General features: G+C 63.4%; 19 protein-coding genes and 1 tRNA gene. 14 read left to right on the top strand and 6 right to left on the bottom strand.

The window, feature by feature from the left end:
- Positions 1-25 precede the first annotated feature (25 nt).
- The 6 genes from gshA to VLJ37_01255 are packed head-to-tail and all read right to left on the bottom strand — an operon-like array spanning position 26 to position 7241.
- A complete protein-coding gene (gene gshA, locus VLJ37_01230; protein ID HSA58291.1) occupies positions 26-1324 on the bottom strand; it encodes a glutamate--cysteine ligase in 1299 nt (432 codons plus the stop codon).
- On the bottom strand, positions 1321-2415 hold the full coding sequence (locus VLJ37_01235) for a hypothetical protein (GenBank protein HSA58292.1): 1095 nt from the start codon (positions 2413-2415) through the stop codon (positions 1321-1323). The genes gshA and VLJ37_01235 overlap by 4 nt, the downstream gene beginning before the upstream one ends.
- Positions 2412-3773: a hypothetical protein gene (locus VLJ37_01240; protein HSA58293.1), complete on the bottom strand. Its 1362-nt coding sequence runs from the start codon at positions 3771-3773 to the stop codon at positions 2412-2414. The genes VLJ37_01235 and VLJ37_01240 overlap by 4 nt, the downstream gene beginning before the upstream one ends.
- Positions 3758-5653, bottom strand: a complete 1896-nt coding sequence (locus VLJ37_01245; protein ID HSA58294.1) for an ATP-dependent helicase — start codon at positions 5651-5653, stop codon at positions 3758-3760. The genes VLJ37_01240 and VLJ37_01245 overlap by 16 nt, the downstream gene beginning before the upstream one ends.
- Complete coding sequence (locus VLJ37_01250; protein HSA58295.1) at positions 5650-6552, bottom strand: PD-(D/E)XK nuclease family protein; 903 nt, start codon at positions 6550-6552, stop codon at positions 5650-5652. The genes VLJ37_01245 and VLJ37_01250 overlap by 4 nt, the downstream gene beginning before the upstream one ends.
- Positions 6549-7241, bottom strand: a complete 693-nt coding sequence (locus VLJ37_01255; GenBank protein ID HSA58296.1) for a rhomboid family intramembrane serine protease — start codon at positions 7239-7241, stop codon at positions 6549-6551. Before VLJ37_01255 ends, VLJ37_01250 begins: the two co-directional genes overlap by 4 nt.
- Positions 7242-7302: 61 nt before the next feature.
- Between VLJ37_01255 and VLJ37_01260 the strand changes: the two genes are divergently transcribed.
- From VLJ37_01260 to thrS, 14 genes are all read left to right on the top strand, one after another.
- Positions 7303-7881 (top strand): ArsR family transcriptional regulator, encoded by a 579-nt coding sequence (locus VLJ37_01260; protein HSA58297.1) that lies wholly within the window; start codon positions 7303-7305, stop codon positions 7879-7881.
- The gene (locus VLJ37_01265; protein ID HSA58298.1) at positions 7865-8566 is read left to right on the top strand and encodes an HAD-IB family hydrolase; all 702 of its coding nucleotides are present in this window, start codon (positions 7865-7867) and stop codon (positions 8564-8566) included. Before VLJ37_01260 ends, VLJ37_01265 begins: the two co-directional genes overlap by 17 nt.
- Positions 8563-8970 carry a hypothetical protein gene (locus VLJ37_01270; GenBank protein HSA58299.1) on the top strand — a complete coding sequence of 136 codons (408 nt, stop codon included), beginning with the start codon at positions 8563-8565 and terminating at the stop codon, positions 8968-8970. Before VLJ37_01265 ends, VLJ37_01270 begins: the two co-directional genes overlap by 4 nt.
- Complete coding sequence (hpnC, locus tag VLJ37_01275; protein HSA58300.1) at positions 8960-9820, top strand: squalene synthase HpnC; 861 nt, start codon at positions 8960-8962, stop codon at positions 9818-9820. Before VLJ37_01270 ends, hpnC begins: the two co-directional genes overlap by 11 nt.
- On the top strand, positions 9817-10677 hold the full coding sequence (gene hpnD, locus VLJ37_01280; protein ID HSA58301.1) for a presqualene diphosphate synthase HpnD: 861 nt from the start codon (positions 9817-9819) through the stop codon (positions 10675-10677). The genes hpnC and hpnD overlap by 4 nt, the downstream gene beginning before the upstream one ends.
- On the top strand, positions 10674-11996 hold the full coding sequence (gene hpnE, locus VLJ37_01285; GenBank protein ID HSA58302.1) for a hydroxysqualene dehydroxylase HpnE: 1323 nt from the start codon (positions 10674-10676) through the stop codon (positions 11994-11996). The genes hpnD and hpnE overlap by 4 nt, the downstream gene beginning before the upstream one ends.
- 9 nt (positions 11997-12005) lie before the next feature.
- Entirely contained in the window at positions 12006-12569 is a 564-nt protein-coding gene (locus VLJ37_01290) for a cob(I)yrinic acid a,c-diamide adenosyltransferase (GenBank protein ID HSA58303.1), read from the top strand.
- 90 nt (positions 12570-12659) lie between these two features.
- A complete protein-coding gene (greA, locus tag VLJ37_01295) occupies positions 12660-13118 on the top strand; it encodes a transcription elongation factor GreA (protein HSA58304.1) in 459 nt (152 codons plus the stop codon).
- On the top strand, positions 13115-13816 hold the full coding sequence (locus VLJ37_01300; GenBank protein ID HSA58305.1) for an HAD family phosphatase: 702 nt from the start codon (positions 13115-13117) through the stop codon (positions 13814-13816). Before greA ends, VLJ37_01300 begins: the two co-directional genes overlap by 4 nt.
- Before the next feature lie 25 nt (positions 13817-13841).
- Positions 13842-14639 (top strand): cytochrome c biogenesis protein CcsA, encoded by a 798-nt coding sequence (gene ccsA / locus VLJ37_01305; protein HSA58306.1) that lies wholly within the window; start codon positions 13842-13844, stop codon positions 14637-14639.
- Positions 14639-15892 (top strand): glutamyl-tRNA reductase, encoded by a 1254-nt coding sequence (gene hemA, locus VLJ37_01310; protein HSA58307.1) that lies wholly within the window; start codon positions 14639-14641, stop codon positions 15890-15892. Before ccsA ends, hemA begins: the two co-directional genes overlap by 1 nt.
- A gap of 48 nt (positions 15893-15940) precedes the next feature.
- Positions 15941-16360 (top strand): cytidine deaminase, encoded by a 420-nt coding sequence (gene cdd / locus VLJ37_01315; GenBank protein ID HSA58308.1) that lies wholly within the window; start codon positions 15941-15943, stop codon positions 16358-16360.
- A gap of 208 nt (positions 16361-16568) precedes the next feature.
- Positions 16569-16642: transfer RNA gene (locus VLJ37_01320), tRNA-Val, on the top strand.
- A 7-nt stretch (positions 16643-16649) separates the two neighbouring features.
- On the top strand, positions 16650-17951 hold a 1302-nt coding region (gene thrS / locus VLJ37_01325; protein HSA58309.1), incomplete at its 3' end, for a threonine--tRNA ligase.

Here is a 17951-nt window from a genome sequence, read left to right on the forward strand (position 1 = left end):
ATAAAATGACGCGAGGCGCAACGGGTTACGCGCTTCGCGCCGGGATGAGGGCGGTATCGTGGCGCTCGAGGACGGAGGCCAAGGAGGCGAGCCGCCCCAGGAGGCAGGCCACCGTGAAGAGTTGGTCGCGATTTTCGTAGGTGAGTTGGTAAGTCTTGCCGTTGGCGGAGGGCTTGACCTTGTGGAAGCAGAGGCAGGCGAACGCCATGCCGGGGGCGTTGAGGTTCTCCAGCTCGTTTTTCTCTTCATGGATGCGGAAGAACGTGCCGACGTTCTCGCCGCCGACGAGATAAACGACGGGCTCGATGGGCTTGCCGCGGTAGAAATCGGCCGTCGGGATGCCCTCCTGAAGCAAATATTCGCTGACCTTCGAGCCTCCCTTGGAGGACTCGAGCTTGTTCCGGATCCTGCGGTTGAGATTTAGAAAGGCGTCCCCCGAATCGATGTGGGTGACGCCCATCCCGTAAGTGCCCGCGTTATTCTTCACGAAAAGATACGGGGCCCGCGCGACGCCGTGCCTCCGGTATTTTTCGCGGACGCGGTCGAGCAGGCGGTCGGCCGTATCTTTGAGCCGCTTGAGACAGATTCCGTCGGAAAGATCCACGCCGGTTTCGGCCTCGGAGAGGGGCGTGATGAGCCAGGGATCGATCCCCAAAATCTCCGCGGCCTCGGCGGCGAGGACGGCGAAGTGATGGAAGTGCTCGCTCTTTCGCCGCCGGTGCCAGCCCAGGTACGGAGACGGCAGCAAGAGTTGCTTGAGATCCTTCAAATATTCCGGCGTGCCGCCGGAGAGGTCGTTGTTGATGAGGATCAGGTCCGGGATGAAACGGTCGGTCTTCAGGAAGCCGTCCTGCATCCGGACCTTGCGGACCTCGATCGTTCGTCCTTCCTCCCAGACGATCGGAAATGGATCGGACGTGAAGCGCGTGGAGGCGGAACCGATCTCGACCTCGAGGCCCGGTCCCTGCTTGGCGTCGGTCAGCATCGCCCTCAAGGCCGCGACGCTCTTCCAGTAAAAGAGATTCCGCGTGTGTTCTTCCGGAAAGATCAGCACCTTGCGGACCGACGGATGCCAGGCCTGAAAGAAGGATTTGAAGGCGGCGGCCCCGCGCTCGGAGAAGGTTTCGCAGAGGTTGTTGAAGCCGGCGGGAAAGAGGTTCGTGTCCACAACCGAGACCTTGAAGCCCGCGTTGCGGACGTCGATGGACGCGTAGACGGGCGGCTCGGCGTCCGGAAGGGCGGAGAGGCGGCGGCCGAGCCAGTCTTGAAGCGGGCGGGCCCGGTCGGCGATGCGTTCGGACAGGTCTTGAATGACGGAGGTCATCCGCGAAGGATCCTTTCGTAGGCGGACCGGACTTTCTCGCGCGTCTCGATCAGGCGGGGCAGGATCGCCCGGCCCCCGAAATAACGCGCCTCCAACTCGCCAAGCCATTCGGCCCCTTCGATGATCTCGTCGCCCGGCTGGTCCAGCAGGAGGCGCAGCCGCGTCTCGATTTCCCTTAAGAAAAGATAAGACCGCTCGAGGATTTCGGCAAGGGAGGGGTCCAAAACCCCTTCGCTCCGGAGGGAGGCCAGGGCCAAAATCGTGTTGCGATTCCGTACCTTGGGGTTCTTCCGGCCGTGAACGAGCTGGAGGTATTGGACCGCGAATTCGATGTCGACGAGCCCCCCGCGGCCGGTCTTCAGGTTGAAACGGCCGGGCCTTTCTCGGGCGATTTCGCGCTCCATGCGGCTCCGCAGATGGTCGATCTCGCCGGCGATCGTTTTGGGGTCGTAGGTCTGATAGGCGACCGCCTCGATCTCGGTCTGGAGCTTCGCGGGAAAGCCGGTGTCGCGGTCGGGGCGGCCGAAGAGCGAATGGGCCTTGACGAGGGCTTGCCGCTCCCAGGTCCGGCCGAGGGTCCGGTGATACTCCAGGAACGAGGATAACGAGGAGACGAGCGTGCCCCGATTGCCCGACGGACGCAGGGCGGTGTCGACGGCGTAGGCGATGCCCTGGCGCGTCAGCAGGGAGAGTGCCGAGAGGATGCGCGCCCCGAGCCGCCCGTAGAATTCCTGGTCGGCGGCGTCCTCGTAGATGTAGATGATGTCGAGGTCCGAGCGGTAGTTCAACTCCCGCCCTCCCAGTTTGCCCATGGCGACGACGGAAAAATCCCCTTGAGGCGCTTCGGCGCCGGGGCGATCCAGCAGCTCGTGCCAGGCGGATTCGAGGCTGCCGTAGAGGACGGACTCCGCCAAGAGCGACAGCTCGAAGAAAAGGCCGGTGAGGGGAAGCGAGCCACCCTGGTCGCGTTCCTGCAGACGGCGGCGCTGGGCGCGCGCGAAGACGCGTAGGGCGTCGAGTTTTTCCTCGTAGCCATCCGTGGCCGCGAGGGCCGTCCGGAGCCACGTCCAGTAGGGATTCTCCGGCGTCATGAGGCCAGCCTTTCAAAACACGAGGCGACGAAATCCGTTTTCATCTTCAGCGCGGCCTCGAAATCGCCCGTCGCCGCGAATCCCATCCTTCGGGCCATGGCCGCGAGGGCGGGGGCGTCCGTCGGCAGACGGTGCGTCTGCCGTTCCTCCTGCATCTGGAGTCGGTTCTCGATCCGCCTCAGGAAGACATAGGCCTCCTCGAGACGCGAAACGTCCTCCTCCGGGACGAGGCCGAGGCGGCCCAGCAGGCGTAGCGCCGTCAGGGTATGGCGTTCCCGCAGGCGCGGCTCCTTGCCCCCGAAGAGGAGCTGGAACGCCGTCACGAAAAACTCGATCTCCCGAATGCCTCCGGTGCCGAGTTTGACGTGAAAGCCTCCTGCTTTTGATTTCTTGAGATCCGCGTTGATCTTCTCCTTCATGCGCTTGAGGCCGTCGATCGCCGAGGCGTCGGTGTATTTGGGAAAGACGAAGGGTTCGATCAGCGCGAGGGTTTCCCGGCCGAGCCCGGCGTCGCCCGCCACGGGTCGCGCCTTGATCAGGGCGGCCCTCTCCCAGTCGGCCCCGGAGATCTCGTAGTAGGAGGCCAGGGCGTCGACCGAGTTGACGATGACGCCGCTCTTGCCCTCGGGACGAAGATCCAGGTCGACGCGGAAGACGAAGCCGTCCTCCGTCCGGTCGTGCAGGAGGCGCGTGACCATCTCGGAAACGCGGCAGAAATGCTCGAAAACGCTGCGTGAGCCCGCCTCCGCCGCGACCGGGCGCCCATGGACATAGAGAAGGTCGATGTCCGAGCTGAAGTTCAAGTCGCGCCCGCCGAACTTGCCCATCGCGAGCACCAGGAACGCTTCCCGGAACCCGCCGGACTCGCCGGCCCGCGCGATCTCGCCCGCCGCTTCGACGGCGGCTTCGGTGCAGGCGGCCGCCAGGTCGGCCAGTTCGGCCCCGATTTCCTCGAATGGGGCGAGACCCGCGAGGTCGCGGGCGGCGATCCGGGTGATTTCACGGTATTTGAAGTCCCGCAGAAGGCGGGCGACGCGCGCTTGCTCCGTCCGGCGCCCGGCACGAAGCTCCGCGCGGAGCTCCTCCAGCATTTCGACGTCCTCCTTGGGTTTGAGCAGGTGGGGCGACAGGACGAGGGCGTCGATCGCCGCGGTGGGATCGGGGGCTTGCAGGAGCCGATGGACGAGAAACCGCGAGTTGCCCAGGAGGGCGAAGAGGAAACGGAGGCCGTCGGTCTTCGAGGCCTCCGCGCTCAAGCAAGGGCGAAGCCCCTCCCATTGCGACTCGGCCTCGGCCGGATCGCCGCAGAGCTTGAGGGATTCCTGAAAGAGGGTGTCGGGCTTCAACGTGTCAGCCACTCGCTCCAACGGGAGGACCTGCGGTCCTTTCCTTCTCCCTTGTTCCCGATCGGCAAGGGCAGGATCAGGCGATCGCGGGCCCTGGTCAAGGCAACATAAAGCAAACGCTTCGATTCCTCCAGGCTTTCCTCGCGTTCGCGCCTCTCGCGTTCCTGATACGCCTCGTTTTTGACCATGCGGTCCTTGAGGCCGGAGGCCGAGGCGTCGCCTTCCTGGAGCAGCAGGTCTCCGTCGTCCGACGCGAGGTAGAGAGAGGGCGGGCGGACGGGAGCGGCCTTCAGGTCTCCCAGGACGACGACGGGCCATTCGAGCCCCTTGGCCCCGTGAACCGTCATGATCGTGACGGCGTCCTCCCGGACGTCGACCTCCTGCGGACAGGGGATCCGGGCGCCTTCTTCGCGGAGGGCTTGGAGATTCCGTGCCAGGGCCTTCAAGTGCCCCACGCCCAGGCTCATCAAGTCGTTGAGGAGAGACCGGAAGGCCCTGAGGTTCGCGCGCGCGCTTTCGGGAAAGAGCGGTTCCGTCTTTTCAAACAGGGCGTCCAGACAGGCGGGAAGGGGATCGGGAGAGATCTCCTCCGCAAAATCCTTGAGCGGCGAGTGGCGGAGACCGGTGTCCAGGAAGGGGATCTCCCGCTCGGAGGCCCCGGCCTTTCGCTCCATCCAAAAGAGGAGGGCGAGGATTTCGGGCCTTTCAAGGAGGGGCTCGCCCAAGGAGGTCCGGTAGGGGATGCCGTGCGTCTTGAAGGCGCATTCGTAGGCCGGGACGGCCTTGCGCGTCTTGAAGAGGACGGCCATTGTTTTCCAGAGCTGTCCCTCCCGTCGGAGCGTTGCGAGCCTGCGGGCGACGGCCTCGGCCTCCGCGGCGCGGAGATCGCCCAGGGTGCCTTCGTCCTCGAGAAAAAGGCGCTCGACGGCGCCCCCGGGACCGCGGACGGCCTTCATGGGGGGATAGTTTTCCGCGAACAGGGGCTCGCTGACGGCGTTGACGAAGGCGACGATCTCGGGGGCCGAACGAAAGTTCTCCGGCAGGTCGAAGGCCCGGCCCCCGGAGCGCTCGAAGGCGCCTTTTACCTTGAGGAAAAGCGACGGGTCCGCCCCGCGAAAGCGGTAAATCGACTGGCGCGGATCGCCGACGATCACCAGCCGCGCGCCCGAGAGTTTCTGGAGCGTTTCGATGATCTCCCATTGCAGGAGGCTCGTGTCCTGAAATTCGTCGACGATCACCCAGGACCATGTTTTCGAGAACGCGGCGGGGTCGGCCTTGAGCAGGGCGAGCAGCCGTGCTTCGAGATCGTCGAAGTCGAGCGCGTTCAGGGCCTTCTTACGGGCCTGGTAACCGTCCGAGAGCGCCGCGAGCGTCGCGGGGAAGGCGGAGCCGGTCCTCCGGTGCGGCGGCTCGGAGAGCAGACCGAGGAACAGACCCAGGGATTTCCGGAATCCGAAGCGCCCGACGGCTTCGAGAATCTCGGGGTCCTCCGCCTCGATCCGTTCCAGGGCCTTTTCGCGCACGACGCGGGCCTTTTCGAGATTCGTGAGGAATTCGTTCAGAATGCGGAAGTCGGGCGGAAGTCCGATCGCCTGGCCTTGCGCTCGGAGCACATCGGCGGCGAAGCCGTGGATGGTGGACGCCCGCACGCCGCTTGCGGCGGCCAGACGCTGGCCGATCCTGTCCTGGACCTCTCCGGCCGCCTTCTCCGTGAACGTCACGACGAGGATCTTGTCCTCGGGCACATGCAGCCTCTCGACCAACGCGGCGACCTTTTCGACGATGACGAAGGTCTTGCCCGATCCCGCGCCGGCCAAAATCGCCGCGTCGCCCCCGGTCGACTCCAGGCCGTGGAGCACGGCGGCCTGTTGTTTGGCGGTCAGGGTCTTCATGCGGTCGCCGACCTCAGCCGGCAAATGTCCTGGTAGGGGCAGAAGGGCTCGCAGGGTTCGGGGGATGATTTAAACGCCGCCGTTTTCCGGATCGCCGAGACGGTTTCTCCGATCCGGGCCTCGATCGACGCCAGAACGCCGTCCCACTTGGCGGCGGGCACATAGGAGCTCGATCGCGGTCCCACCTCCAGATAGTCCGGCAGCCGTTCCGCGTGCAGGAGGCCGTCCTTTTTCGACATGTCGGAGAGCTGGTAGTAGACGGCCCCCGCCGGCTGGTAGTCCTTCAAAAGGAGCCTCTGGACGGCGAGGAGGTAGATCGGAAGCTGAAGGGCCTCCCCCGACTTGATCTGATTGCCGGTGATCTTCGTCGAGCCGGTCTTGTAATCGATGACCAGGAACGTCTTGAGCCTTTCGTTCACGTCGATGCGGTCGATCCGGCCCCGGAAGGAGGCCGGGCGCCCGTCCGCATCCTTGAGGACGAGGGGGGCGGAGTCCTGACCGAAACCCCATTCAAAGTGCCGGGGCGTCCAGTCGGAGGCGGCCGCCCGTTCGCGTTCGAGGTCGTCCGTGAAGGAGGAGAGCATCCGCTCGATCCTCCGTCTTTGAAAGGCGATGAGGGGGCGGGACAGTTGGGGTCGGCCGGCGGTGAACCGGGCCCATTCCTCGTTCAGGAGGGACGGGGCCGCTTTTTGGGTTCTCAGGACCTTTTCCAGGACCCTGTGCACCAGCGACCCGATCTCCGCCGGGCTCATCTCGACCTCGAACGGATCCTCCTCCCGGAGCTTCAGGAAGGCGGAGGCATAAAAACGATAGGGGCAGAGCCGGTAATTCTCCAAATCCGTCGCCGTGAAGACATGGTCTCCGACCCAGGAGGCGAAGTCCGGCTGAGATCCCGTCATCGGACGCTCCGCGGCCGCTTTCCGGGCATGAAGAGCGGCATGAAGAGCAGACCCGCCACGAATCCTCCGATGTGCGCGAAGTAGGCGACGCCGCCCGCGCCGGCCTGGGAGGCCGGCACCATGCGGGACTCCACGATCTGGAGGAGGAACCAGAGCCCCAAGACCAGCCAGGCCGGGAGGACGACGGATCTCAAAAAATAGAAGACGGGCACCAGCACCGCCACGCGGCCCTTCGGGTACATGCGAAGGTAGGCCGCGAGCACGCCGGCGATGGCCCCCGAGGCCCCGAGGGCCGGGATGTCGGACCGGAAGTTCGAGTAGATCTGGGCCAAGGTCGCCACGACGCCGCAGAGCAGGTAGAAGATCAGGAAGCGGACCGGGCCCATCCGGTCCTCGACGTTGTCCCCGAAGACCCAAAGGTAGAGCCCGTTGCCGATCAGGTGGAGCCAGCCTCCGTGAAGAAACATGGCCGTGAAGATGGAGACGATGGGGGGAAACCCGGGTGAAAGCTCGGTGTTGTGGCCGAGCCGGAATTCGAGAGGGATGACGGAATACCGGTAGACGAATTCCGTGGCGGCCGGCTCGGGCAGAAAAACCTCGTAGAGAAAAACGAGGACGTTGGCGGCGACGAGGAGGAGGGTCACGAACGGAAAGCGGTGCGTCGGGGAGAGGTCTTTATAGGGGATCACGGGGATGCCCGTACAACGTTTCGGTTGTCTTCGCAATCCGTCGCTGGTACGAAATGCCGGAATGGCGCTCAAACTCCTCGACCACAAAAAACCGGAGAAAAAGAACGAATCCCTGGCCCGGGCCCGCGACGGTTTCATCGAAAGCGCGGGCAAGATTTCGGCCAACATGCTGGGGATGGTCTCCAAGGTGGGCGGCCAGATCTACGCGCTGCTCTTCCTGGCCCGGAAGCCCATGTCGCTGGACGAAATCGCGGAAGTCCTCAAGCTCTCCAAGGGAAACATCAGCGTGAACATCCGCATGCTCGAGGGCTACGGGCTCGCGCGCAAGGTGTGGGTGAAGGGGACGCGCAAGGACTATTACGAAGTCGCGCGCGACTACCCGCGCAAGTTTCTCAAGGATTTTTTCGACCGCGTCCGCTCCGGCATCGACGATTCGCTCCGCGTCATCAACCGATGCAAGGGAGAGTTCGAGGCCGCCGCCAAGGGGTGCGAGGGGGAAGAGAGGGAGGACGGGGACTTCATGGCCCTGCAGCTCCTCCTCCTGCAAGCCTTCTACGAGGCCGCGAGCCGGATCTTCGAGGACTTCTACCAGGGACGGCCGGTGGATACGGATCTGCTTCGCCGTGTCATCCTTGAATAATCTCGTCTTCTTCGACGTCGACAAGACGATCATCAAGGGGTACAGCGGTTTCTTCACGACGATCGCCCTCATTCAAAAGGGGATTCTAAAAAAGCGGCGCCTGCCGACGGCCCTTTTCTACCGCATCTTCAGCCCGCTCATCCACGAGGGCAAGAACGCCCCGCTCGAGAAGCTCTATCAGATCGCGATCGACGACATGGCGGGCCACACCCTGGACGAGATCCTGGCGGTGGGCCGCGAGTGCTTCGAACGCTGGATCAGGCCCCGCGTCTACGCCGAGGCCGTCGCAAAGGTGGGAGAACACAAGGCCCAGGGGCATCCCGTCTACCTCGTCACCTCCGGGCCCACCATGGCGATCCGCATCCTCGCCGAGTTTTTGGGAGTGACCGGCTTCTTCAGCGCGGGACCTGTGATTGACGCGCAAAACCGGCTGACCCGCGTGCTCCAAAGGCCGATCTACTACCGGGAAGGGAAGGTCGTGGCGGCGGAGGAGGCGGTCAAGACCCACGGCGCGGCCTGGGAGGATTGCTACTTCTATTCCGACAGCATCGACGACATCTTTCTTCTGGAGCGGGTGGGGCATCCCCATCTGGTCAATCCCGATCCCAAGCTCCTCAAGATCGGCCGGGAACGCTCCTGGCCCGTCTTGCGCTTTTCCGAAGTCCTGGGTACTAAAGGTCCATGATTCGCCGGAAGAGGCTGTTTTGGTTGGCCCTCGCGGCCGTCACTTGGGGATGCGGCGCGGGACACAAGACGCCCGCGGAAGCGACGGCGGGCGCCTTTATGGAAGCCTACTACGTGAACGCGGACCTTGAGGAAGCCTCGCGCCTGGCCGACGGCCTCGCGCTCGAGAAGGTCAAGGGAGGCCAGTCCCTCCGGGAAGGGCTGGCGATCGACCCCGGCGCGCACCATCCCAAGATCCATTTCAAGATCGCCGGGTCCAAGGAGGGGGCCGAAGAGGCGGATTATCTCTACGATGTCGAGTTCCGTCCCGAGAAATCCGACGCCGTTCGAAAAACGGCGAGGCTCAAGTTGCGCCTCCGCGGCGGGCAATGGAAGGTCACCCAATTCACCGATCATGATCGTTAACCCAACGACGGCCGAGGCCTTCGCGTATTGCGAACGCCTCGCCAAATCCCATTACGAGAATTTTCCCATCGGCTGGTTCGTCCCGAAGGCGGCGCGCAAGTATGTCTATGCCATCTATGCCTTCGCGCGCACGGCGGACGATGTCGCCGACGAAACGACGGTCGAAGGGTCCACGAATCAGGAGCGGTTGGACCGGCTGGAGGCGTACGAGCGTCTCCTCAACCGCGCCTTGGAAGGCCAGGCGGAGGATCCGGTCCTGATGGCCGTGGCGGAGACCGTCGAGAAGACGGGCATTCCCGCGCAGCTTCTCCGGGATCTGCTGACCGCCTTCCGGATGGACTGTACCAAGCGCCGGTACAAGGACTACCGGGAACTCGAGACTTACTGCGTCTATTCCGCCAATCCCGTCGGGCGGATCGTCCTTCTCCTTTTCGGCCTCGATGACCCCAAGGCGCTCACCCTGTCCGACAAGATCTGCACCGGCATCCAGCTGGTCAACCACTGGCAGGACGTGGCGGTCGACCTGGACAAGGACCGTATCTACCTGCCCGAGGAGGATCTGCGCCGGTTCGGCTGCACGTACGAAAGCCTTCAGAAGAGGACCGTGGACGACGCCTTCCGGTCGCTCATGCAGTTTCAGGTCTCCCGGGCGAGGTCTCTCTTCCACGAGGGGCGGCCCCTCCTCGAGATGATCGGCAAACGTCAGCGCCGCCTCAAGTGGCAGGTCTCGCTCATGTGGTCGGGGCCGATGAGGATCTTGGACAAGATCGAGGCGGTCGATTACGACGTCTTCCGGCGGCGGCCGACCCTGTCGAAGGGGGAGCTGATGAAGCTCTTTCTTTTTTCATGACCGACGGTTTCTCCTACAGTTCTAGGATCGCCCGGGAGAGCGGGTCGAACTTCTACTGGTCCTTCTTTTTCCTGCCCCGGGCGAAGAAGAACGCCATTTTCGTCATTTACGCCTTCAGCCGCCTGGTCGACGACGCGGTGGACGAGTCCGCCGACGAGCAGACGGCCCGGAGGGAGATCGCCCTGTGGCGCCGGCGGCTGGCGGCCTGTTACGGGGAGGGGGCTGTGTCCGATCCGGCCCTCGCCCATCCCGTGCTCCCGGAACTCAAGGCCACGGTGGAGGGTTTCTCGATTCCGCGGTCCTATTTGGACGACCTCGTGACGGGCATGGAGATGGATCTGGACAAGAAGCGTTACGCGACCTTCGGCGAGCTCGAGACGTATTGCTACCATGTCGCGGGCACGATCGGACTCCTCTGCAATCACCTGTTCGGCTACCCGGACGACGAGGCGGCGCGCCGTTACGCGGTCCTCCTGGGCAAGGCGTTTCAGCTCACCAACATCATCCGGGACGTCGGAAAGGACGCCAAGCTCGGACGTGTCTACCTGCCTCGCGAGGAGCTCGAGCGCTTCGGGGTCGCGGAGAGTGACCTTCTCGAGGGACGGGTCGCCGAGCCGTTCCGGCGGCTCATGGATTTCGAGGCCGAGCGCGCCTCGGACTATTTCGAACAGGCCTTCGCGGCGCTTCCCGGGGAGAAACGCCGCAAGATCGTCCCGGCCCAGATGATGGCCGCCTTCTACCGGGCCCTCCTGAACAAGACCCGCGCCGAGCGTTATCCGGTGTTCGAGAAGAAGGTCTCGCTCCGCGCGCCGGAGAAGATCCTCCTGGCGGCCAAGACCCTGGTGAGCGCGCTGTGAAAAAAGAGGTTCTCATCATCGGAGGCGGATTCGCGGGTCTCGCGGCGGGGGTGGAGCTCGCCAACGGCGGGCACCACGTCACGCTGATCGAGCGCCGCGGCCATCTGGGCGGCCGGGCTTATTCCTTCAAGGACCCGGCTTCGGGCGCCGTCCTCGACAACGGTCAGCACATCCTCATGGGCTGCTACCGGGACACGCTCCGATTCCTGGAGACGATCGGGACGCGCGGCAACGTGGATTTTCAGCGGAGCCTCGCCGTGGACTTCGCGGCGCCCGGGATCGCGCCGTCCCGTTTCCGCTCCCTGCCGCTTCCGAGCCCCTTGCATCTCTTGAGCGGATTTTGGCTCTTCCGTCGGTTTTCTCTCCGGGACAAGCTGGCCGTCCTCAAGATGAGGCGGGGGATGGCGAACGGGACCGAAGGCCTCGACGGCAAGAGCGTGACTCGATGGTTGAAGGACCTGGGACAGACCGACGCCCTGATCGAGCGTTTTTGGGACCCGCTGACGCTCGCGGCCCTCAACGACCGCCCGGAGGTCTCCTCGGCGGCCCTTTTTCACGCCGTTCTCAAGGACGCCTTGTTCTCGGGCCGGGCCGGGTCCCGGATCGGCGTGCCCAAGGTGGGGCTTTCCGAACTTTACACGGAGGCCGCGCGCGACTTCATCGAACGCAAGGGAGGGCATTTTCTGCTCAAGTCTCCGGTGGCCAAGCTCCACTTCCGGGGACGGGAATTTTCGGAAGTCGAGCTCGAGGGGGGGCGCCGCGTCAGCGCCGAGGCCTTGCTCGTGACCGTGCCCTTTACGGCCCTCCGCAGGATACTGCCCGAATCGCTCCTGTACGAAGACCGCTTTTTCGCGCCGCTCTCGAAGCTGACGGCCTCGCCCATCGTGGCGGTGAACCTGTGGTACGACCGTCCGATCATCGCGCGGCCGTTCGTGGGGCTCTGGGGCACGCGCGTCCATTGGATTTTTAGGAAAAAAGACGCCTTCGGAGGGCAGCCGTACCTCTCGCTCGTCATCAGCGGGGCGCGGGACGAGCTCCAGATTCCGGGCCCGGCGCTCATCGAAGCCGCCGTCGCGGAGCTGCAGAGCGTGTTTCCCCAGGCGCGGGACGCGAGGCTCCTGAGGGCGACCGTCTCCAAGGAACCGGAGGCGACGATGGCGCCCGCCGTCGGCGTGGAGAAACACCGTCTGCCCCAGAAGACGCCGTACAAGAATCTCTACCTCGCCGGCGATTGGACGGCGACGGGGCTTCCCGCGACGATCGAGAGCGCGGTCCGATCCGCAAAGAAGGCTGTTGAACTGATTGTGGACTCAAGCTAACTTCCCGCTGTGAAAATCTACACGAAAACCGGGGATCAGGGAGAAACCGGCCTCTTTGGGGGCCCGAGGGTCAGGAAGGATCACGCTCGAATTCGAGCCTACGGCGAGGTCGACGAGCTGAACGCCGTCGTCGGATTCGCCCGCGCGGCCAACCGGGATGGCGGGGTGGACGGGTTGCTTCAGGCGATTCAGAACGACCTCTTCGACGTCGGGGCCGTGCTCGCGGCGCCGGACCCTGAAAAGCTCAAGGGGAAGGGACGCTTCGCCGGAGCGCGGGAGGTTGAACGCCTCGAGCGGGAGATCGACCGGATGGAGAAGGACCTCTCGCCGCTCGAGACGTTCATCCTTCCCGGCGGTTCGGAATTGGCGGCGAGGCTCCATCTGGCCCGCACCGTGTGCCGGAGGGCCGAGCGCGAGGTCGTGGCCCTGGCGGCCTCCGCCAAGGGCGGGGAGGCGGTGGGCGCCGAGATCGTCGTCTACATGAACCGACTGTCGGATTTTCTCTTCGTCCTCGCCCGCTGGGCCAACCTCAAGGCGGGCGTCGCGGACGTCCCGTGGACGAAAAAAGAGTGAGCGGACCCAGCTTTGCTGGGGGAGGGAACGGGTAATTCTATGACTGAACAGATGGGGGGCGGGGGGAGAGCGGGATCTACCCCCGCTCCAATGACACCGGAAGGATTCAAGAGGCTCCAAGACGAGCTCAAGCATTTGAAGAGCGTCGAGCGGCCCAAGAACGTTCAGGATATCGAGATCGCCCGCGCCCACGGCGACCTGCGCGAAAACGCCGAGTACCACGCGGCCAAGGAGCGCCAGTCCCACATCGCGGGACGGATCGCGTATCTGGAGGACCGGATCGCCCGCGCCCAGGTCATCGACCCGGCATCGATCACCCACGAAAAGGTCGTCTTCGGCGCGACCGTCCGCATCACTGACGTCGATTCGGGGGAGGAGATCGTCTACCGGATCGTGGGGGAGCATGAATCCGACGTGAAGAACGGGCGCATCTCCATCGAGTCGCCGATCGCCAAATCGCTCATCGGCAAGGAGGAGAACGACGTGGTGAAGGTCGCCACGCCGCGCGGCGCGCGCGAGTTCGAGATCCTGGAGATCAAGTACGAATGACCAAGGATTCCCTCCGCGCCATTCTTTTCGACTTTGACGGGGTCCTCGCCGATTCGGAGCCGCTTCACCTGGAGATGTTTCAGAAAGTTCTCCAAGAGGAGGGGATCTCGCTCTCGCGGGAGGATTATTATGAAAAATACCTGGGACTCGACGACCGGGGTTGTTTTTATCAGGTGTTTCGGGACGCGGGACGCGTCCTGGACGAGCCCCTGCAATTGGACCTGATCCGGAGGAAGAACCGGGCCTTCCTGGAGCACGTGCGCGGGCGGCCGTTCCTCATGCCCGGCGTGGCCGAGGCCGTCCAACGGCTGAAGGGGCGTTATTTCTTGACGATCGTCTCGGGGGCGCTCCGGAGCGAGATCGTGGCCATCTTGGAAGGGGCGAGATTGGAGAAGGCGTTCCACGCCGTCATCGCGGCGGAGGACGTGGCGCAGGGCAAGCCGAACCCCGAGGGTTTTTTGTCCGCCATCCGCCTCTTGAACCGCGATTTCGTCCCGCCCGCGGAGATTCTCCTGCCGGGCGAATGCCTGGCGGTCGAGGATTCCCCCTGGGGCATCGAGGCCGCCAAGGCGGCCGGCGTGAAATGTCTCGCCGTGGCGACGTCCTATGATCCGTCGCGGCTTGCGGGCGCCGATCTCATCGCCAAGGACATCGCTTCGATCTTGTGGGAGAAGGCGAAAGCCCTCTTTTCCGCCTGATCGATTTTTTGGAGGGGCCTAAAACGTGATCCTGACTCTCAACGCCGCGACGGCGGTCCTCTATTTCCTGTCCACACTCGGCCATTGCCTCTATCTGATCTTTTCGAACAGGCGGGTCGGACGGATCGCCGTGGGGCTCTTCAGTCTTGCCGCCGTTCTGCAGACGGGACTCTTGGTCGTTCAGCTGATTCAGAATCCATACCCGTTCTTCCTGGGGGACGGCGACTTTTTCTACTGCGCGGCCTGGGCCTCCGCCGTTCTTTACTTTCTGGCCTTGCGGAAATACCGCGCGCTCGGTCTCGGGGCCGTGTTTTCGTCGGTGGCCCTCATCCTTTTCATCCTGGCGGAGATCCGCAAACGGCATTTCTATCTCGGCGCGGGCGTCTCCGACAATCCCTGGGCCCTCACGCACATCCTCTTGATGAGCCTGGCGTTCGCTGTTTTCACCGCGAGTTTTCTGATCGGCCTCGTCTACCTCTTCCAGCAGGCGCAGCTGAAGGGGCGGCATCCGGGAAGACTCTTGTCGCGGCTTCCGTCCCTGGAGACGATCGACAGCATGCACTACCGCGCGCTGACCGTCGGGTTCGTGCTGTTGTCCGCGGGCATTCTCGCCGGGGCGGCCCTCTCCAAGACGACCGGCGGGCATTTCTTCAGCGGCGATACGAAGCAGTTGACGGCGCTCGTGACGTGGGTCCTGTACGCTCTCTTCCTCAACGTGCGGCTCAAGTCGGAGTGGAGAGGCCGGCGCGGCATTCTGCTTTCGATCTTGGGCTTCGTCGGCGTGGTCCTGGCCTTTCTGGCCCTCGAACATCGGGTGATGTGATGGGATTCGTCGTCGTCGGACTTTCACACAAGACGGCCCCCCTGGAGATCCGCGAGAAACTCGCCGCGCAGGGGGAGAAGGGCGCTCTCCTCCTTCGGTCCCTCCGGGAAGCGGGCAGCGCGGCCGAGGGAATGTTTCTGTCCACCTGCAATCGGGTGGAGGCCTATCTCGTTTCCGGGAATCCGGACGAGGCCGCGCGGCTCGTCAAGGAGTCCCTGGCCCGGGAATCCGGCGTGAGCCCGGCGTCGCTCGACAGGCACGTCTACATGAAGGGCGGCGGGGAAGCCGTCGCCCATGTGTTCCGCGTCGCCTCGAGCCTGGATTCGATGGTGGTCGGCGAGACCCAGATCAGCGGTCAGATGAAGGACGCCTTTGCGCGGGCGGTGGAAACGGATTCCGTCGGGCCCCTTCTCGGGAAGCTGGTCCAGAGGGCGCTCGGCGTCTCCAAAAAGGTGAGGACGGAGACAGGCGTCGGCCAACAACCCGTGTCCGTCAGCTACGCCGCGGTTCTGCTGGCAGAGAAGATCTTCGGCGACCTGGCCGGCACCCGGGTTCTCTTGGCGGGAGCGGGGGAAATGGGGGCGCTTGCGGCAAGGCATCTCATCGAGCGGAAGGTCGGCGAAGTCAGGATCGTCAACCGGACCGAGGAGAAGGCGGCCGCGCTCGCCCTGGATCTCAATGCCGTGCATGTGCCGTACGGGCGCTTCGCCGAACGACTGGACGAGGTGGACATCGTCATCGCCTCCACGGCGGCGGACAGCTACATCCTCAGGGAGGAGGACGTGCGGGAGGTCATGCGCCGGCGCAAGAACCGCCCGATGTTCTTCATCGACATCTCCGTGCCGCGCAACATCGACCCGGAAATCCATCACCTGGAAAACGTCTATCTCTACGACATCGACCATCTTCAAGGCATCGTCGACGCGAACAAAAAGGAGCGGGAGCGCGAGGCGAAGAAGGCGGAGGCCATCGTCGCTGAAGAAACCAAGGCCTTCTTGATCTACGTCCAGCAGATGGACCTTTCGCCCACGATCAGGGACTTGTCCAAAAAGTTCGAGTCGATCCGTTCGGCCGAGGTCGAGAAGTATTTTCCCAAGGAGGGGCACGACGCGATCGACGCGTGCACGAAGGCCATCGTGAACAAGATCCTCCACGACCCCATCCTCCTCATGAAGACGGAGGAGATCCAGGAGGGGGCGCCGAAATATTCCGAAATACTGAAAAAGCTTTTCAGGTTAGACTCGAACGACTGATGCTGCTTCCCGCAGCACAGCGCTCGCTACAGCTCGTAAAGGAGGCTAGTGAAAGACAAACTCATGCTGGCCGCGTCCAAGGCTCGCAAGCACGCCTATGCCCCTTATTCGAATCACCGCGTCGGGGCTGCCGTGCTCGCGGCGTCTGGAAAGGTTTATTCCTCGGGCAACGTCGAGAACTGTTGCTACGCCCTGACGATCTGCGCGGAGCGCGGCGCCCTGTACCACGCCATCGCGGCGGGCGAGCATCATTTCAAGGCGCTGGCCGTCACCAACGGGAGCGGCGAGTTCGTCGTTCCGTGTGGCGTCTGCCGCCAGGTCATTTGGGAGCTGGCGGGGGACATCCCGGTCACCATGTTCAACAAGTCCAAACGTTCCCGGACGGTGCCGCTTTCGGTGCTCTATCCGCTCCCTTATAAGAAGAAGTCGAAGAGGAGACTCCTCAAACATCGAATGAAAAGAGCCTAGTTTTTCACTTAATACTTTAAGTCTTGCCCTAAATTCTCGTAATCCCTGGTAATATTCCTTGACTCCCCTTGAGGGGGTTGTTAAAAAATTCAGTTGTTACAGTAGTTTATAGCGAACGGAAGAAGGTTTCCTTCTGAAGTGAGCGATAACTGAAAATTAAAGGATAGATGGGGGTTTGGGGGAGAGCGGTATCTCCCCCAACTCTGAAGGGCGCTTAGCTCAGCTGGCTAGAGTACTTCCTTGACATGGAAGGGGTCACTGGTTCGAGTCCAGTAGCGCCCACACTTTTATGGTTTGCCGTCCCGGCCACGAGAATGATCCTCTCGAAAAAGCCCGCCATTCCTGCGCCCATGTCATGGCCTCGGCCGTGCAGAGCCTCTTTCCCGGCACGAAGGTGACGATCGGTCCGGTCATTGAAGAAGGCTTCTTCTACGACTTTGCCTCGGATAAGCCGTTCACGCCCGAAGACCTGGCGAAGATCGAGGAAAGAATGCGCGAGGTCGTGAAGAACAATCTCCCGTTCCAAAGAAGAACATTGAGCCGCGACGAGGCCGTCTCGCTCTTCCGAGGCAAGGGGGAGAACTTCAAGGTCGAGATCATCGAGGGCCTTCCGAAGGGCGAGGAGATCACCGTCTACCAGCACGGCGACTGGGTGGATCTCTGCAAGGGCCCGCACGTGGCCCGTACGGGCGACATCAAGGCGTTCAAGCTGTTGTCGGTGGCCGGGGCCTACTGGCGGGGCGACGAGAACCGCGAGAGGCTCCAACGCATTTACGGCACCGCCTTCCTCGATCAGAAGTCGCTCGACGAATTCCTGCACCGGTTGAAGGAGGCCGAGGCCCGGGATCACCGCAAGCTGGGCAAGGAGCTTGATCTCTTCTCGACGCTGGAAGAGGACGGGCCGGGGTTGATCCTCTGGCACCCCAAGGGCGCGCGCGTGAGGAAGGCCATCGAGGACTATTGGCGCGAGGCGCACGTCCAGGGCGGCTACGAGATCGTCTTCACGCCGCACATCGCGCACCGGCGCGTCTGGAAGACCTCCGGTCATCTCGATTTCTACAAGGACTACATGTATTCCCCGATGGAGATGGAAGGGGTCGACTACCAGTTGAAGCCCATGAATTGCCCCTTCCACATCAAGATCTACAAGACCCATCTGAAGAGCTATCGGGAGCTCCCCCTCCGCTGGGCGGAATTGGGGACGGTCTACCGGTACGAGCGTTCGGGGGTCCTGCACGGGCTCCTGCGCGTGCGCGGATTCACGCAGGACGACGCCCATATCTTCTGCCGTCCCGATCAGCTGGAATCGGAAGTTTCCACGGTCCTGGGTTTCGTCTTCACCATGCTGCGCACGTTCGGTTTCGAGGATTTCGAGGTTTATCTCTCGACCCGCCCGGAAAAATACGTCGGCAGCGACGAGAACTGGGCCCACGCGACCGAGGCCCTGAAAAAGGCGCTCGATTCGAGCAAGATCACGTATGCCGTGGATCCCGGCGAAGGCGTTTTCTACGGCCCCAAGATCGACGTGAAGATCAAGGACCAGATAGGGCGGGCCTGGCAGTGCTCGACCATTCAGGTGGACTTCAATTTG

The organism is bacterium, from assembly GCA_035454885.1.
GTDB lineage: Bacteria > UBA10199 > UBA10199 > JACPAL01.